The organism is Agrobacterium sp. DE0009 (genome assembly GCF_007680755.1).
Taxonomy (GTDB): domain Bacteria; phylum Pseudomonadota; class Alphaproteobacteria; order Rhizobiales; family Rhizobiaceae; genus Agrobacterium; species Agrobacterium tumefaciens_B.
In genome coordinates this window covers 588,310-605,854 of record NZ_VEIU01000002.1, presented here as the reverse complement: position 1 = coordinate 605,854, position 17,545 = coordinate 588,310, and the positions used below count along the sequence as shown (strand labels likewise).

General features: G+C 58.1%; 16 protein-coding genes. 2 read left to right on the top strand and 14 right to left on the bottom strand.

Annotated features, from left to right (window positions below):
• Positions 1 to 182: 182 nt before the first annotated feature.
• Positions 183 to 917 carry a response regulator transcription factor gene (locus tag FS804_RS12235; RefSeq protein WP_144576798.1) on the top strand — a complete coding sequence of 245 codons (735 nt, stop codon included), beginning with the start codon at positions 183 to 185 and terminating at the stop codon, positions 915 to 917.
• Positions 907 to 2,307 (top strand): amidohydrolase family protein, encoded by a 1,401-nt coding sequence (locus FS804_RS12230; protein WP_144576797.1) that lies wholly within the window; start codon positions 907 to 909, stop codon positions 2,305 to 2,307. The genes FS804_RS12235 and FS804_RS12230 overlap by 11 nt, the downstream gene beginning before the upstream one ends.
• On the opposite strand, the gene FS804_RS12225 is transcribed toward FS804_RS12230, so the two are convergent.
• From FS804_RS12225 to oppB, 14 genes are all read right to left on the bottom strand, one after another.
• Complete coding sequence (locus FS804_RS12225) at positions 2,308 to 3,648, bottom strand: MmgE/PrpD family protein (protein WP_144576795.1); 1,341 nt, start codon at positions 3,646 to 3,648, stop codon at positions 2,308 to 2,310. It abuts the gene before it with no gap.
• Between the two features lie 11 nt (positions 3,649 to 3,659).
• Positions 3,660 to 4,757 carry an ornithine cyclodeaminase gene (locus tag FS804_RS12220; protein ID WP_144576794.1) on the bottom strand — a complete coding sequence of 366 codons (1,098 nt, stop codon included), beginning with the start codon at positions 4,755 to 4,757 and terminating at the stop codon, positions 3,660 to 3,662.
• A 121-nt stretch (positions 4,758 to 4,878) separates the two neighbouring features.
• On the bottom strand, positions 4,879 to 6,252 hold the full coding sequence (locus FS804_RS12215; protein WP_144576793.1) for an MmgE/PrpD family protein: 1,374 nt from the start codon (positions 6,250 to 6,252) through the stop codon (positions 4,879 to 4,881).
• 16 nt (positions 6,253 to 6,268) lie between these two features.
• Entirely contained in the window at positions 6,269 to 7,222 is a 954-nt protein-coding gene (locus FS804_RS12210; RefSeq protein ID WP_144576792.1) for a carbon-nitrogen hydrolase family protein, read from the bottom strand.
• A complete protein-coding gene (locus tag FS804_RS12205; protein WP_144576791.1) occupies positions 7,219 to 7,869 on the bottom strand; it encodes an RraA family protein in 651 nt (216 codons plus the stop codon). The genes FS804_RS12210 and FS804_RS12205 overlap by 4 nt, the downstream gene beginning before the upstream one ends.
• Before the next feature lie 32 nt (positions 7,870 to 7,901).
• Entirely contained in the window at positions 7,902 to 8,768 is an 867-nt protein-coding gene (locus tag FS804_RS12200) for a TauD/TfdA family dioxygenase (RefSeq protein WP_144576790.1), read from the bottom strand.
• Between the two features lie 110 nt (positions 8,769 to 8,878).
• Positions 8,879 to 9,958 carry an ABC transporter ATP-binding protein gene (locus tag FS804_RS12195; protein WP_186376779.1) on the bottom strand — a complete coding sequence of 360 codons (1,080 nt, stop codon included), beginning with the start codon at positions 9,956 to 9,958 and terminating at the stop codon, positions 8,879 to 8,881.
• Positions 9,955 to 10,758 carry an ABC transporter permease gene (locus FS804_RS12190; protein ID WP_127757384.1) on the bottom strand — a complete coding sequence of 268 codons (804 nt, stop codon included), beginning with the start codon at positions 10,756 to 10,758 and terminating at the stop codon, positions 9,955 to 9,957. The genes FS804_RS12195 and FS804_RS12190 overlap by 4 nt, the downstream gene beginning before the upstream one ends.
• 9 nt (positions 10,759 to 10,767) lie before the next feature.
• A complete protein-coding gene (locus FS804_RS12185) occupies positions 10,768 to 11,652 on the bottom strand; it encodes an ABC transporter permease (protein ID WP_144576789.1) in 885 nt (294 codons plus the stop codon).
• Positions 11,653 to 11,662: 10 nt separating this feature from the next.
• Positions 11,663 to 12,703 (bottom strand): ABC transporter substrate-binding protein, encoded by a 1,041-nt coding sequence (locus tag FS804_RS12180; protein ID WP_144576788.1) that lies wholly within the window; start codon positions 12,701 to 12,703, stop codon positions 11,663 to 11,665.
• Between the two features lie 74 nt (positions 12,704 to 12,777).
• Positions 12,778 to 13,167 carry a hypothetical protein gene (locus FS804_RS12175; RefSeq protein ID WP_144576787.1) on the bottom strand — a complete coding sequence of 130 codons (390 nt, stop codon included), beginning with the start codon at positions 13,165 to 13,167 and terminating at the stop codon, positions 12,778 to 12,780.
• Positions 13,168 to 13,844: 677 nt separating this feature from the next.
• A complete protein-coding gene (locus tag FS804_RS12170; RefSeq protein WP_186376778.1) occupies positions 13,845 to 15,455 on the bottom strand; it encodes an ABC transporter ATP-binding protein in 1,611 nt (536 codons plus the stop codon).
• Position 15,456: 1 nt separating this feature from the next.
• Positions 15,457 to 16,587: an ABC transporter permease gene (locus tag FS804_RS12165; RefSeq protein ID WP_144576786.1), complete on the bottom strand. Its 1,131-nt coding sequence runs from the start codon at positions 16,585 to 16,587 to the stop codon at positions 15,457 to 15,459.
• Positions 16,580 to 17,503, bottom strand: a complete 924-nt coding sequence (oppB, locus tag FS804_RS12160; protein WP_063950509.1) for an oligopeptide ABC transporter permease OppB — start codon at positions 17,501 to 17,503, stop codon at positions 16,580 to 16,582. Before oppB ends, FS804_RS12165 begins: the two co-directional genes overlap by 8 nt.
• Positions 17,504 to 17,545 lie beyond the last annotated feature (42 nt).

The window sequence follows — 17,545 nt, the reverse complement described above, 5'->3', positions numbered from 1 at the left end:
CCGATACCAAAAGCGAAATTCAAAACATGTCACAATGCGCCGCGTTTGACGACTACTACTTCTAGTAGTCGATTTTGAAACAAAATTGCGGGAAATTGGTGCATTGATCGTAGAAAGGGTGGTTCAAGTCGGGGAATAATCTCCCTGCTCTCAGGGCTTGCAGCCAGCGTAGAGGACATTTGATGAAAAAATTGATCCTGATCGGTTCGATAGACGCGGACTTCTTTCTCCTCCTGTCGCATATTCTGCAAGTTGAGGGCTATCAGGTTCTGATGGCCAGAGGCGTTGAAGAGATGTCCCATCTTGCCGACGATCCCAAGGTCAGAGCCGTCCTCCTTGACTGCCGGCCTGGTCCCTTTCCCGCCGTTGAGGTGTGCGCGAGGACCAAGGGAAATCATCGCACTGCGGCCGTCCCTGTGCTCGCAATCATCGGTGCGGGTGCCGAGGGGCAATACGTGGACATGCAGCGCGCTGGCGCCGATGAGTGTTTTGTCCGGCCTTTTGCGCCGGTCAAGCTGCTCGAATACCTGCGCAAGTCTACGCTCAGCCGGACACCGCTTCGAGCGCGTACAGGTCAGTTATCCTATGGCGGCATCGAGATTGATTTTGAGCATCATCGCGTCTCAAGAGGCGGTCAATACATTCATCTGGGACCACTGGAATTTGCTGTCTTGTCCTTCCTGATGGAGCGGCCGACCGAGATTTGCCATCGTGAGGAACTCGTGAGCGCGGTGTGGCCCGGGCTGCATCACGTCGAGGAGCGCACCCTGAACGTTCACATAGGCCGACTGCGAAGGAGACTGAACCAGAATGGGCTTCCCGATTTGATCCGCACCGTCCGCGGTGTCGGATATATCCTGGAATCTCCTGCGCGTGAGGCTCCGGCCAGTTTGGGGGGCGATCGCGATGCCCCATAATCGGCTCGACAGGATCATCCTTGGTGCTTCGGTGATAACGGGAGACGGAACCACGTTTCACGAAAATGCGTCCATCGGTATCGGTGAGGGTAGAATTGTTTTTGTCCAGCCAGGGAACATATCCGTCGATCCTGTCGGGGTCGACGTCATCGACGCCCACGGCTACACGGTCATTCCCGGCGTGATCAACGCGCATGCCCATGGCTGCATTAGCGGCCCATCAATGCCAAGCGGGTCATCTCCTGTTGACAGGGGGGTAATTCTCTGGAATCGGAACAGGCATCTCCTCGAGGGGACGACAACGTTATTGAATGTATGCGGTCTGGCGTTGCCAGAGGAGGCGTTTGCGGGCGATGCACATCCGCTAGATGTCCACATCTCCTCAGCTCACACGCCGTCTAATATCGAAGCGGCACTCGCAATTGACGGCGCCGGCCTCACCGCACGGCATCGACACGCATCGATCGATGATGCTTTGTTTCAGGGAGCAAAAGCGCTCGGCGAGGTCGGCGGGGGACAGACGTTGGGCGGCGGCGCGCAGGAATATCGCTTCATTCCCGAGGCGATGAAGCGGGCGACGGGACGGGACGTCTCACCTCTGGTTTCACGTCAGTTGCGAAATGCGGTGGTCGGCCGTTACCTTAGAGTCGAGGATGGAGTCACCGATGGGCAATTGCAGGCGATTCTCGACGAAGCTGGTCTGTCCGATGTCTGCAGCGCGCAAGCCTGCCGTCAGGTCATTCTTGCTTCCGTGATGCCGTCCGTCGCTCTCGCGCTCAGAGGCTTTGAGGAAGTGGCCCGAGAAGCCGCGCGTGTGGGCTTCCCGGCGATTTTTCATAATTCGGCGCCGTCGGTCGAACGTCTGATCGAAGTCGCCGAAAAATTCCCGAGCGCAAACATCGTCGCGGGTCACTCGAACCATCCCATGTTTCTGCCGGATGAATCCGTATCGTTCGCGCGCGAACTGCGAAAGCGCGGCGTCACCATCGATGTTTCGACGCTCGACAGCATCCAGACACGCTGGCGGAATAATCCGGCGAATTTCGACGCTCTAATCGAGGCGGGATGCGTCGATACGATTTCGACGGACTATGCCGGCGGGCATTGGGACAGCATCCTCGTGGCAATCCAGCGCATTGTTCGCAAAAAGCAGATGCCACCGGCTGCAGCTGTCGCTTTGGCCACCGGCAACGTTGCACGCGCCTTTCCTCAACTGGCAGGCGATCGCGGTCTGATCGAGAAGGGCAGGCGCGCGGATCTCGTGATCGTCGATCACGTTAATCTGGGACGCGTCCGCCATGTCATCATCCATGGCAAGGTTGTGGTCTGGAATGGAGCGATTGGTGGGAAGGGTTGGAGCACTTCGGCGGTCGGGAGAGTGAGCCGATAATCACAGGTCGGCCGAAATCTCTTGCAGGAACGGCAGAGGATCGCCGAATTTGAGATGATCAATCGCCCTGTCGAAAGCCTCCTCGCGCGCCGCAGTCAATTTCCCGCTGCAGACCTCATGAAACTTCCTCTCGAGCTCGTCCCAAAGCATCGGTCGGCCCACATCCCCACGTGGCGTCGCGGTGGTGGACGTAATTTCGCCTGAAGGAGTGGTCAACGTCACCCTCGCCAAGGTTTCTGCCGGAAATTTATGGTCGATCCGGTCATCGACCGTCAAGGTGACGGCGCCAGCAAGGGAGCAGATGTCCCCGTCTTCGAGAAGCTGCTCATTGATGGGTGCGAGCGCGGAGGCGCCGCGGCGGACCGCTGCGGCCAGACAAAACGGCAAACTGTACTGCGCCTCAACAAGAGTTTTCGGCATGACGCTGTTTTGCAGCCGCTGAGCCCATTGGAATGTGTGGACTTCAATTAACAGCACGTCTTTCGGCTCGAGTCTCCGGCTTCGCATCAGGTCCAGCGTTGCATCGATGGCCGGATGGATATAGCGGCAGCATGAATACGGCTTGAAATAGGTTCCCAGTATTTCCCAGGTCAGACCAAGTCCGCTCCTGATACGCTCCCCATTGAAATGAGATGCGTAATCGAGAATGTCTGCCGGACCAGTAAACCCCTCTTCGGCCAATTCGAGTGCGGTAAGGCCAGTAACAACGCTCCACGGGATTCCTTCTTTCGCCTGATTTCCGGTGAGCTTCGAATAGCCGGAACTTCCGTTTGCGGCCTGATTGGGAGCCCAAACACCGTTGATCGCCAGGGCTTGGGCGAGGCGATCCCGGCTTGTGTTGAGGATACTTCCGGCTGCAGCGACAGCGCCGTAGCCGGCCCAAAGCCCGCTCTGGCGGCTTTTTATGTTGTCAGGATTTTGTGCGGCGGCGATCCGGATGGCGATCTCGTAGCCGGCGACAATTGCGGCGACGAAGTCCTCCGGGTCAGCTGCGCTCTCCGCGCAGGCGGCGAGAACAGCAGGGATAACCGCAGCACCTGGATGTCCACGCGCCGCGCGATGGCCATCATCGAAATCAAGGGCGCATACAGAAGCAGAATTGGCAAAGGCGGCACCGACGGTCGATAAGCGGTCGTCCGAAAACCACAGCGGTGCGCGTCCTGGGCCGAAAATTCGGGCTGCAACGAGTCTGGCGCTGGTCGATCCCGTGGCATTTTTTCCGGCGAGGGCGCACACCATGGCATCGAACAGACAGGCCAGCGCCTTGTTCCTGACCTCTACCGGCGCGCCATGGAAAACGCGGTCGGCAATGCATTCGGCGAGAAGCGTCGTCAAATACATGGGAGCATCTCTCACTGGGTTGCTTCTGCAACCGGCGCTCCGCTGGCGTTATCATTTGTGACGCCAGACAAAGCCTCATAGACATGGGCGGCCACATAAAGGTCCAGCATGGGAAGGCCCACACAGGTGATGTGGACAGGTTTTTCCTTCCCGATTTCCGACGGATCCAGGATCGTCGTGATTGAGCCGATACCGAGCAAGGATCCCAATTGCTCCAGCGTCGTCCCCTTTCGCGAGAAGTGAAGCGCTAGGCTTTGGGAACCACGGCGCGACACCATTGCCACGTCGTCACATAGAACGCGACCGCACCGCAGCGCCCGCTCCAGATGTGCGGGCGGGGTCTCATCTCCACCGAGATGAAGCACGGCAGCGTCGCCGATCTCGCTGGCCTCAAAAACGGGCGCTTTGGCGTTCGATGCCGTAATCACAAAATCGCATCGACCGAGATCGCGGTTGTCCAAAACAGGATTGATGTCGAAGGTCACCTTCTCTCCGAGCGATCCCGCGAGCCGTATGGCAGAATCACCTGTCCGGCTACGGACAAGGACCTCGCGCACCCTCTCCCCATGGCATCGATCGAGCGCCAGGATAATCTTCTCGGCAATTGGCCCGGCGCCAAACAGGAAGACTGACATATCCCGACGGGGCGCCAGCAATCGCTCAAGAACAAGCGTCGCATAACTCGCCGTCCGGGCGGCGGAGATGTCGGTTCCATCCAGCAGGCACAGAGGAACGAGGGTAAACTTGTCCATAAGGACAATTGTGGACCGCGAGCGTGGAAGACCAAGCTGCCGATTGAGGGCGTTTGCGCCAACGATCTTCACTGCCCCGTAGCGGCTGTTGACGCTTGAAAGGCAGGACAGCTTCCAGCCGAGGCGCTCCTCCAGCAAACCTGCCTCCTTGATCAAGGGGTGCCCGTCAGTCTCCCCGGGCGGGATGGAAAGCACCGATTTCGTGCCGTACGCGGAGCCAAGGGCAATGTCGTCCCATGCTTTCCCGGCGACCGCATGGACGATCTTTCCATCAAGCAGAGCTCCATCCCTGGCGATCGCGGTCGCGGAGTAACACGGTATGTCTGACAGGCTTGGACTGATAAATCCTCGGCTCATGCGTGATCCTTCTCGAACATCGAACGAGATGATTTCAGCAGGAATCAGCGGGAAATAAAGCCAAGATTAGCTATCTTTTATGCAACAATATGCATTGCGGTTACATGGGACTGTCTGCAGATTAACATGAGCATCCTGGTACACGGATCGCATCCAGCAGAAACCGCAGGTCATCTTTCAACTGCAGCTGTTTAAGGAACTGCAGCATTTCCAGCCTTGCGTTTCCGGTTAAGTGCCCCGCCGACAGGCGCAAAAACTTCTCCTCCAGGAATGAAGGCGCAAGCGGATTGGCAGCATCGCCCTTTGCAACCTCGACGGCGGTCTCCACGACCCGACCGCCGAGCAGGTGAAGACAAACCCTTGCCGCGTGGTGGTGATGCGCTCGATCGGCCGACCTCAGAGGAAAGAGCCGGATTTTTGCCGTCAGCTCGCGCACTGTTTGTTCTGCAAAACGCGATGGTGCGAACCATCCCGGACCGGCCGCATGCCTGAGCACGCCCATCGCGATTGCAAACGGTGCGCTGAACTGTGCTGCCCAGATATCGCGGGGTTCGGGATCATTGAATGGAGGACGGCAGACAATCTCCGACGCGAAGACCTCGATCTCCCGGACGTCATGACCGGTCTCTTCAATCGCTCCGACGGCGAAAGCCTCAACAGCAGCTTCGACGCTGCTCTGAATGATCCTGCAGCAGCTGAACGCCTTGAAGCCGATGTCTCGTATCTCGTAGCGCATATCGGGACCGATCTTCAGCCGCGACAGGTCGGCGCCGTCGGCGCCCGCCATCCGCCAGAACCCGGTGTCTCCTTCGAAAACGTCGAGCGGTCCCTCAAATCCGGCACGCGCAAGAAACGCTGCATTAACACCGCCCATTGCCGCGGTCGCAAAATTGTTCTTCGCCATTGTCGGTGTGGTCCCGTAAACCGTCTTCATGACTGAAGCGACAGGGGCATTGACAGCTGCGATGGCAAAGGCATGGGCCGCTTGCCGACGATCGAGTTTCAGCAGTTTCGCCGATGCGGCGGCTGCGCCGAATATTTGCCAGGTGCCGTGGCCATGGACTGTCTTACGCGGCGTGTCGTTGACGATCGACATACCAATACGGCACCCTACCTCATATCCGGCGACGATTGCAGCAATCAGGTCGCGCCCCGTAGAGCCCGAGCGGTTGGCAACTGCGAGCGCGGCAGCAATCACTGTCGCCCCCGGATGGCCCTTCCAGTAGATGTCATCGAGGTCGAGGGCGTTGGCCAAAGTCGCGTAATGAAATGCCTGCCAGGCGGGATCCGGAAAGGGCGCCGAGGTGGAGCCTCCGGCGATATCCGCCAAAAGCCGTTCCAGGCCCGACGCGACCGGGGTTTGATGACCGCCAAAAAAGCACCCGAGCGAGTCCATCAGGCAGAGCTTAGCTTTCTCTACCACGTCGGACGGAAGGTTCTCGAAAGTCGTATTCACGAGGTAGTCCGCAAGGGTCAGCGTTGCGGGGGCATTCATGATGCTCTCTCCACTATCAAAAAGAGGCAGGCAGGCCTGTCTTGCTGCGGCAAGTCGAACATAGCCCATCGCAGGCAGCATGATCGACTGCCAAATGTTGAGCTGCTAGCCCCGCCGTTTCAGCGGGACATGCCCGGGATGCTGCGGCCGGAAACTGGTGACGATGGCGCGCCATCGGAATAAGCCGACGCACATCATGTATTCGCTGGCTGTCCAACCGTGCTGTCGCAATGCCCATCCCGTCCGAGGCGCGGGCGATCACTTGCCCCCAGGGATCGCAAACCAGCGAGTTGCCGAAACACTGCCGGGTCTCGCCACCGGCCGCGAGGTAACCGCCCCATTGGCCGCACGCGGCGAAATAGACCTGGAACTCGATGGCGCGTGCCCTGCACAGGACCTCCCAGTGATCCTTTCCGGTCTGCATCGTGAAGGCAGCCGGCAGAATGACAAGATCGACCTTGTTTTCGGCAAGTTGATCGAACAGCCGGGAAAACCGAAGGTCGTAGCAGATTGCGGCGCCGATCCGGAGGCCGCAAGCTTCATAGACGAGCAGGTCGTGCCCCGGTGCGACTGTGGCGGACTCGCGATAGGCTTTGCCGTCGGGCGCCACAATGTCGAAAAGATGAATCTTTCGGTAGCGGCCAGCCTCCTTCCCGTCGGGATCGAACACAACGGTGGTGTTGTATATACGCTCTTCCCCGGGAACACGCTCAAGCATGCTGCCTGCGTGGAGCCATAATCCGTGCCGGCAGGCAAATTCCTGTGCCATCCGGTAAGCCGCACCGCCAGGCATATAGTCTGCCGCCGCGAGTTTTTCCGCGGCCGTACCGCCTGACCAGTCGAAATGTTCCGGCAGGACGATAAGATCCGGCACTTCCTCCTTGACGGCCTTGAGCATCAGAGCCTGCGCCTGACGCAGATTTGCCCGGCGGTCCGGCTGGGAGTTCATTTGAATGAGCGATATTTTCATTGGGCGTGCGCCTCATCATACGTGAAGATTGAATGGCCTGCCGCAAGATGGGCTCGCAGCCGCGCGGACCGTTCCTGACGCTTCAGCGCAGCCTCACCCAGGCTGCGCATCAGTGAACGGTCTGCGACGAAGATGCCGGAGTTGTCTGCGAGCACCGCGAAACCGGGAAGGACCGCCGTGCCGCCGCAAGCGACGGGAACGTTGATGGAACCACCAATCCGGAATGTCCGGTTCGTGGTTTTTGCCGAAACGCCGCGACACCAGACGGGCAGACCCGATGCGACAATTTCCTCGACGTCAGTGCACGGGCCGTCGACAATGATGGCAGCGGCGCCGCGCGCCTTTGCCGCCGTCGCGACACCGCCGCCGACACATGCGATGTCATCCCCGTCGATCCTCGAGATGACGAGAACGTCGCCGGGCTGGAGAAGGTCGATCGCCCTGTAGATCACAACTCCGTCGCGGCCCGGGGCCGCGACGGTAAGGGCTTGACCGGTGACCTTCGCGGAGCAGACCGGGCGGATGCTCGTGCTGAGAAAGCCGAGATGTTCGGTATGTCCGATGGTTGCGGTCTCAACATCGCGCAGCAGGGCGCAGAGGTCCGTTGGGAGAGGGGGCTCTCCCGGTTTTGTCCGATACTGTTCCATGAATCAGGTCGCTTTGCTGGCGTCAGAAATGATCAGACCGGGCGTTCGCCGGCGGTCGTGGTCCGGTGCATGATCCGGATCGTGTTCGGATCGAAGGAATCCCGACGATGCATGGTGCAGCGATTGTCCCACATCATGATGTCGCCTTTCGTCCATTTCTGGACAAAAACCTCCTTCGTATCCGTCGTATGGCGCCAAAGGCGCGTCAGCAGATCGTCGCTTTCATCAAGCGGCATGCCGACAATCCAGGCACCCTCAGCCGTTCCTCCAAGATAAAGCGCTTTGCGCCCCGTTTCGGCATGGGTTCGCACCAGCGGGTGGACTATACCACTCCACTCACGGAAATCGCTGGTCCTCGGCTCGCGCTTGCCAAGCCGAAGCTTGCCGGTCTTGTCGTAGACATTCTGGAAGAATATCTGCCGACCGTCGATTTCCTTTCGCACGTCATCAGGCAAGGTGTCGTAAGCCTGATAGGTGGAGAGAAAATAGGTGTCTCCGCCTTCCGCCGGCACTTCGACGGCTCGCAGAATGGCGCCGGCGGGCGGACGTTCGTAGAACCAGGTGTCAGTGTGCCAGGTCGCCTCGCTGTTGCCCATGGCCCCCGATGGCTTGCCATCCTTTATGGTGTTGGCGATCACCAGTATTTCCTTGTGCGTGGGATGCCCGCCTTCCTGCAATTGCTTGGGGTGGATGACGAACTCCCCGAAATGACGGGAAAAGTCGACTTGCTGCTGGTCTGTTATATTGGCACTCTGGAAGCGAAGCACGCCATAGTGGAGCCAGTATTTACGAATCTCTGCAATGTCCTGCTCGTCATAGTCGTTGAAGTCGAAGCCAACGATATCCGCACAAACGTTGCTTCCGTCCTGGACCGCTGAAATCCTTCGAGTATTGAGCATATGTCTGTTCCTTCCTTGGATAGTTTTTCTCTGCAAGGGAAGAGTAACGCGACCGATCACTCCGTCTCCAATATCAATTTTAGTCCATTGATATGGGTGCACGATCAATCCTAGCTATCGAGAAGCTGCACCGCGTCGGGACCGATGGAGAGAACGACCGATTGCCCAACGCTCAAGTCCGGCAGTCTCGTCGAGCGGATAAGCGACTTGAGTACTGTCCCATTTGGCAGGGTAACAAAGCATTCCCGGTAGGCGCCGAGATTGACGATCCGGGTCAGGTTCCCGTCGATCCTGTTGACCGGCGAGGGCACTTCCTCTCCCACAGGCGTGAGACGAACGGCCTCGGGACGCAGGCAACAGTAGTGGACGGAGCCCGGATTTTCTGGCGCCGCCGCCGTCAGGGTAAGACCGTCTTCGAGCACGACAGTTGTCGATCCCCCTTCCGCTCTCAAGGACGCAACCGGCAGAAGATTCGACTTTCCGATAAAGTCGGCAACGAAACGCGATCGCGGATGATCATAGATATCATCGGGCTTGCCCTCCTGGGCCACGAGGCCGCCATGCATGACCACGATGCGATCGGACATGGCCATCGCTTCGTCCTGATCGTGGGTAACATAGATGAAGGTCATGCCGAGCTCTTCCTGTATCTCCTTGAGCTCGATACGCATGGCCTCGCGCAGTTTGAGGTCGAGATTGGACAGAGGTTCATCGAGAAGAAGAAGGGATGGTTTGGGCGCGATCGCCCGGGCAAGCGCCGTCCTTTGTTGCTGGCCGCCGGACAGTTCTTTCGGATACCTCTGTTCAAACCCCTCAAGATGCACGCGTCTCAGTGCCGATCGGACCTCGGTCTCGGTCTCGGCGCGCGGAGTACCCTTCATCTTGAGGCCGAAGGCGACATTCTCGGCGACCGTCATGTGCGGGAAGAGGGCGTAGTTCTGAAAAACCAGTCCAATTCCGCGCTTCTCCGGCGGAACACCCAACTGGCTCCGTCCCCTGATCCGGATGTCTCCGCCGGAAGGATCGGAAAAGCCGGCGATCATGTTCAGCGTGGTTGTCTTTCCGCATCCGGACGGCCCCAGAATACTGACGAATTCTCCGGCCGGAATGGAAAGATCGATATTGTCGACGACCCGATTGGCTCCATAGCTCTTGGAAACCGCGATCAGTTCTATGTCCATTGTGCTCATTTGCTTCCACCATGTATCTGTGTCGAAAAACCGCCGATCCGCTCAAACAGGAAGACGGCTGCAAGAATAAAAAGGAGGGAGGCGACGTTGACCGCCGCCAACACCGGGTCGAGGCTGTATTCAAGATGATTGATGACCGTGATGGGCAGTGTCGTCTCGCCAGGCCGGACAAGGAAGACCGACAAGGGAATGTTGTTGAAGGAGAGAATGAAGGCGAACGTCATTCCTGAAAACAGACCTGGTTTGATCAAGGGCAGCAGGATGTAGCGGATCCGCTGCAGCCTGTTTGCGCCTAAAACACGGGCGGCAAGGTCAAGCCTCTTGTCGACATTAAACATCGCTCCTGCGATCATCCTCACCACGAATGGCAGGGTGAGGATGACGTGGGCCATGATCAGGCCCGGCGTGCCAAGGAGAGTGTAAAATCCGGTCGACGACAGGAACAGGACGAGTGCTACCCCCTTGACGATCTGCGGCACGGAGAGGGGAGACAACAGGAAGGACATGATTGCAGCATGGCCGGGGCACTTCTCGTAGGCGACGGCAAAAGCAGCGAGCAGCCCAAATAGCCCGCTGAGAACCGTGACGATCAATGCGAGTTCGACACTCAGCAAAAATGGGTCAATCCAGCGACTGGACATGAGGGCGCCGTACCATTTTGTCGTCCAGAGCGATGGCGTAAAGACAATCCTCGCCGTCGGACTGACGGAAGCCACAAGCACGACCAGCAGCGGCAGCGTGATGAATGCGAGGATGAGTCCAAGCGAGATCCTGAACGTCATCGATAAAAACCTGTTCACGACCGTCTCCTACAGATGCAGTTTATTGTGGAGCCGCGCCTCAATGCGCGAGCCGATGAAGACAGCAATGAGCATTGCCACAAGCAGCACATTCGCCATCACGGCAGCGAACGGCCAGTCGATGTAGAAAAGCACCTGCTCGTAGACCATCGTTGCCAGAACCTTGAAACCCGCGCCGCCAAGCAGCGCTGGTGTCGCGTAAGCGCTGGCCGCCATTGTGAAGGCAATAAGCAGGGAACTGACGATCCCCGGAACGGAAAGCGGCAGAACAATGTGGCGCAGCACGGCTGGCCGGGAAGCCCCCAGAACCTGCGCGGCCTTTTCAAGATTGGGGTTGATGCCTTGCAGGCTTGTCGTCAGGGAGAGGACGCCGAAAGGTAGAACGACATGCGTCAGACCGGCGACGACGCCAAACATGCTTCTCGACAACGGCAGCGGTTCGGAGATCAATCCCGCCCACAGGAGCATCGAGTTTACAAAACCCCGGTCCTCCAGGATCACGAGCCATCCATAGGTGCGCAGGACAACACCGGCGAGTTCCGGGGCAATTGCAAGGGCGAAGACAACCATGCGCCATCGGGACGTCGCACGAGCCAGATAATAAGCAAGCGGATACGCCATGACAGTGACGCAAATCGCGACGAGTCCCGACATCAGCATCGTTCGCCCGAGACCCGCCATCATCAAATCGTCAGCAAAGAACCTTTGATAATTGGCAATAGTCCACTCCTGGCCGTCGCTCCCATGGAAACTCATTCCGATCATCATACCCATTGGCAGAGCGAAGAAGAGCAAAAGGACGGTTGAAGGGGGAACCAGCGAGGCATAGGGCCTGAGTGTAAATCCCCGATGGCGGCTTGGTTTGATTGGCGACTGGAGTTCGATTGTTGTCATGATCGCCCCCTTATCGCGCTACCGCGATCACTTCACGCTCCCAGCGCGCACCCCATTCGGGCAACTTGGCTGCAAGTTCTGAAAGGTCAGGAAGAAGAAGTGTCTTCAGATCTGCGTCGGTGGTGATTTGACGCGCGCGGACGGCGTCGGGAACCTCGATATCGGTGCGGGCGCTGCCGACGTTATAGCCGGTCACCCACGCTTCCTGGCTCGATTTTTCAAGAAAGAAATTGACGAACCTGTATGCCAACTCCTTGTTTCGAGCACCAACCGGCACATTCAAGGTCGCGACGAGGGGGATGGTCCCTTCCGCCGGCCTCACATAGTCAACCGGCAGGCCGCTATCGACGAGGAGCTGTGCACGCCCGTTCCAGAACGGCATGGCCCAGACCTCGCCCTCCTTGATGTAATTTTCCATAATCGACGAGGACTGCTCGAAGCCCATCGATTGGCCGGCGAGCCTGCCCATGGCCTCGAAACCTGGGTCAACGTTGTCCATGATATCGCCGCCATTCGCGACGGACATGATCTGCATGAGATATGCCGCCATGATGTTCTGGAAAGTTGGAAGGATCACCTTTCCCTTTAGTTCTTCATCAAAGAACGCCGACCAGGAGACGGGCGCTTTCGCAAGCTTGTCCTTGCGCCAGAGAAGAGAAAGATACTGGACCTCGTGGACGGCTCCGCAGGCTCCGGCGATGCCGCTGATCTCCGGATTCAGTTTCGCGATGTTCGGTACGGTTTCGGTTGAGAACTTTTCGAGAAGGTTATCGCGACACCCGTCGAGCGACTGAGAGGCAGTCATGACGACCACGTCAAAGCCTGGCCGGCCGCGTGTCGCCTTGATTTTCGCGTAATCTTGCGACGCGGACCCCACGGCGTCATAAATAACCTTCACATTGAACTCTTTTTCGAAGGGTTCAATGATCCGGCTGCGAATAATGTCTTCGTACGGTCCGCCGTAGCTGTTGACGATCAACTGCTCGGAACTCGCCTTGTCGGCCATAGTCACTGTTACACTTAATGTAACATACAGGATTTTCCATTTCATCGTTCACCCTCACGTTTGTCTGCTTGACTGGCGTTTCGGAGACTTTGCGAAAGAATTGCTTCCCAGTTCCAATATTAGTTTTCGATGATTGATTGAATTTGACGAATAATAGCGCTACCGATATTGTTGGAGTGAAGCAGGCGATCAACATCGCCGTCTCTGCCGTTTGCAGGCAGGAAATCGGTTCCTTCAGGGAAGAACGGCCGCAGTTTGGAGGCTGTGGGTAGCACGAGAGAAAAGATAGGCGAGGCCTTGCGAAGGTCGCAAAACACCCCGAACCAGAAACGGTAGCGGTGCTCATCACCTTGGGTGCGCGCTTCGATGGCGCACCACGCCGCGATTGTCGCGGCCTGCAGGCAGTATTGATCGCGCAGCACCTCGAAGGCGACAGCAGCATGGATTCCGTCGCAAACATCGACGGGCGCAAAGGGCAGGGACGGTAATGCAGCAGATTGTTCCGACATGACGACTCTCCATTGAGAGTCCGGCCGAGTTTCGAAGTCGCTTGTGGCCGGACATTGCCTTGGCGACCCTCGCCGTCCGGATGCACATCGACTGTCATGTCGGCCAACAGGATAGATCAATTCGACGCTTGGGTGAAGCCAGTTTATGTCAGGCAACATACTTGCGATTGATCATCGAGTGAGGAAGACGATCGTCTCTGGTCGGTCGAGTGTCGTTCAACGGCTGATGAGGGCGGAAGTTTGCATGGTCCGACTGCCGGTCTTTCCTGGCGTTTCCACGTCATCAAACAATCGAAGAAGGAGTAAACAGATAACGACCAGCGACAGGCCTTTAATAATGGGCTCCTGTGCTCCTAAGGGAGTGGTGCGTGATCGTCAGGTCGCACGTCCGCAATAGCGAGGCGCCCTGACGTTTGTGCGAAATCAGCGCTCCTCGATAGTGCGCGACGTTCGATACTGGGCCCAGACGAGCGCTTCGACCGCTCAACGGTCGTGCAGGCTCCGGCAAGTGGCGACCCCTGTGCCTCACTATTGAGCGACCAAGGAGATGTTAACCTCGATATGCACCAGCCGCCCGCGTCTTGGACGTCACAGTCTAATGAGCACCTGCCCTAAAGCAACTGGTTTCGCACGGGCGGAGCAGGTGCGCTGCGATCTGCGTGCGCTCCATTTTTTATCTACGGCACGACGGCGGGTGAAAAAGCGGATTTGATAAGTGTTCTGGTGTATTCAGCCGACGGCCGGTTGAAGATAGCGTTTGTCTCCCCCTCCTCGACAATCTTTCCGTTCCGCATGACGATGACGTAATCTGAAATAGCCTTGATAACGGACAGATCGTGGCTGATGAAGATGTAAGAAAGGCCATGCGCCTTCTGTAGGTCGCGCAGCAGGTCAATGACCTGCCCCTGAACGGATCGGTCCAGCGCCGACGTGGGTTCGTCAAGAATGATGACCTCGGGCTTCAGAATGATAGCGCGGGCAATGGCGATGCGTTGGCGTTGTCCCCCGGAAAATTCGTGGGGGTAGCGGTTGCGCGCCGCGGGGTCGAGGCCGACTTCCTTCAGCGCCTCGATCGCGCGCCTCTCCCGTTCCGCGCGGCTGAGGCCCTGATCGTGCACGAAGAGACCCTCGGTGATGATCTCGCCCACCGTCTGTCGCGGGGAAAGTGAACCATACGGGTCCTGAAACACCAGCTGCAGATGCCGCCGCAGCGGCCGCATGGCCTTTCGATCCAATCCGGTAATGTCCTGCTTCCCGAAAAAAATCCGGCCATCCGCCTGGATCAGGCGCAGGAGCGCACGACCGAGCGTGGATTTGCCTGACCCGGATTCGCCGACGATGCCGATCGTCTGTCCCTGATGAAGGTTGACGTTCACGCCATCAACGGCCCGGAACTTGCTCGATTTCGACAGAAAGCCGCCCGGAATTGTGTAGTCTATCGTCACGTTCTGGCCGGAAAGCACAATCGGAGCTTCTTGGCTGACTGCGGGCTTGTGCCCACGGGGTTCAGCATCGAGAAGTATCCGCGTGTAATCAGCCTTCGGGCGCTCGAAGATATCCTCCGTTGTCCCGGCCTCCACAATTTCCCCTCGGCGCATGACAGCGACGCGATCTGCGAAGTGGCGGACGACACCGAGATCATGGGTGATCAGGACGATGGCCATCCCGAAACGCTGCTGCAGCGACTTCAAAAGATCAAGGATCTGGGCCTGGATCGTGACGTCGAGGGCGGTTGTCGGCTCATCCGCAATCAGGATGTCCGGCTCGTTCGCGAGCGCCATGGCGATCATGACGCGCTGGCGCTGACCACCGGAAAGCTCGTGCGGATAGCTATCGATCCGCCGCTCGGGTTCTGGAATTCCGACGAGCTTGAGCAGCTCGAGAACGCGCGCCCGCGCCTCGTTTTTAGTGCCGCCCCGGTGATGAATGATCGGTTCGGCAATCTGCGCGCCGATCCGGTAGAGAGGATCGAGCGAGGTCATCGGCTCCTGAAAGATCATCGTGATTTTCGCGCCGCGGATCTTGTTCAGTTCGCCGACAGGCAATCCAAGCAGTTCGCGACCGCGATATTTCGCAGAGCCGCTGATCTCGCCATTGGATGCAAGCAACCCCATGATGCCCATCATGGTCTGGCTTTTGCCCGAGCCGGACTCCCCGACGACGGCGAGCGTTTCTCCCTGCTTGACGTCAAGGTCGATGCCCTTGACGGCATGGACAGTGCCATCCGGCGTGGTGAAATCCACCTTGAGGTCGCGAACGGCGAGAATAGTTTCTGTTGTCGTATTCATGTCAACGATCCTTGGGATCGAGTGCGTCACGCAACCCATCGCCGACGAAATTCAGCGAAAACAGGGTCAGCACGAAGAAGATCGCCGGAAATATCAGAAGCCAGGGAGCCGACTGGATATTATTGGCACCTTCGGAGATCAGTGCGCCCCAGCTTGTCAATGGTGCCTGAACGCCGAGACCTAGGAAAGACAGGAAGCTTTCCAGAAGAATGACCTTGGGCACGACGACCGTAACGAACACGACCACGGGTCCGATTGTATTGGGGATGATGTGACGGCGGATGATCTGCCAGTCGCTCAAACCCAGAGCTTGTGCCGCGCTTACAAATTCCCGCCGTTTCAGGGCAAGTGTCTGTCCGCGCACGATACGCGCCATATCCAGCCACTCCACCGCCCCGATGACGAGGAAGATCAAGATGAAGCTGCGGCCAAAAAAGACCACCAGAACCACAACCAGAAAAACGAAGGGTAGCGAATAGAGGATTTCGACGAAGCGCATCATCACATTGTCGACGCGCCCGCCGATATAGCCCGCTGTTGCACCGTAGACCACGCCGATTCCCAGCGAAACGAGGCTCGCCAGCACACCGACGGCAATCGAAATCTGTCCGCCCAGCATGACGCGTGCCAGCATGTCCCGGCCATTCGAATCAGTGCCGAAGAAGAAGTATTCGCGGTTGACATCGCCTTCCAGCTTTAGCGTGCGGCCGTCATCTTCGGTCGCAATCACCTTGGTATTTTCGAATTCGTTGGCGCGGTCGAAATAGCGTGTGGCACGCGGATCGATTGCGCTGCTGGAGGTGATGGTCGCCGTAAATGTCTGGCCCTCAACGGAAAATTCCTTCAGCTCGACGCGGGCGCGGCTTGCCACACCCTCCATCACGCCCTGAAGGTTGTTCACATCCGGGCGCGGCTCCAGACTCGGTGCCACCGAGACATAGGACGAAAATACCTGATCATAGGTGTGCGTCAGAAAATGTGGCCCGATAAACGAAAACAGAGTGATCAGGAGCAGCATGACGGAGCCAGCCATGGCCGCCTTGTTGCGTCTGAAACGCAGGGCTGCCAGCTGGAACAGGCTGCGGCTTTTGACTTGTTGCGTATGGGCGTTCGTGCCGGGGATATCAGTCATGTCTGACCCTCGGATCAAGCAGGCCGTAGAGAATATCGACCACGAGATTGAATATTATGACGAAGATGGCAACGAGAACGACGGTTCCCATCACCAGCGTATAGTCACGGTTGATGGCGCCGAGAACGAAGTAGCGGCCGACACCGGGAATGGTGAAGATCGTCTCGATGACCGCGGAGCCCGTCAGCAGGGCTGCCGCACAGGGGGCGAGATAGGAAACGACCGGCAGCATTGCCGCGCGCATGGCGTGGAAAACGACGACGCTGCGCGCGGGAAGCCCATAGGCCTTGGCCGTGCGGATATGGTCCATACGCAACGCCTCGATCATTGCGCCGCGCGTCAGGCGCGCAATGACTGCAAGCTGCGGCAAGGCGAGCGCGATCATTGGCAGAATGAGATAGCGCAACGATCCGTCGCCCCAACTGCCTGCCGGAAGAAGCCCAAGCAGCACGGCAAATACAAGCGTGAGAACCGGCGCGACAACGAAGTTCGGTACGGTCACGCCGACCGTCGAGATAGACATGATCGAGAAATCGAAGGCGCTGTTTTGCCTGAGTGCCGCGAGCGTGCCGGCAAGCACACCGCCCACCAGCGCCAGTAACAGGGCATAACAACCCAGTTCGAGCGAATAGGGCAGGCCCTTGCCGATCAGCTGCGCGACGGTGTTGTCCTTGTAGATGTAGCTCGGGCCAAAATCGCCGGTGACGGCATTGCCGAGATAGATGAGATACTGGCGCCACAATGGCTCATCGAGATGATAGGTCCGCATCAGGTTTTCCATCGTCTGCGGCGGCAGGGGACGTTCAAGATTGAAGGGGCCACCCGGCGCAAAACGCATCAGGAAAAACGAAATCGTGACGACGATGAACAACGTCGGCACGGCGCTCGCCAAACGGCGCAGAATAAACGAGATCATGTTTTCGGGCTCCGGCATGGCACGGTGGTGTCTGCCACCGTG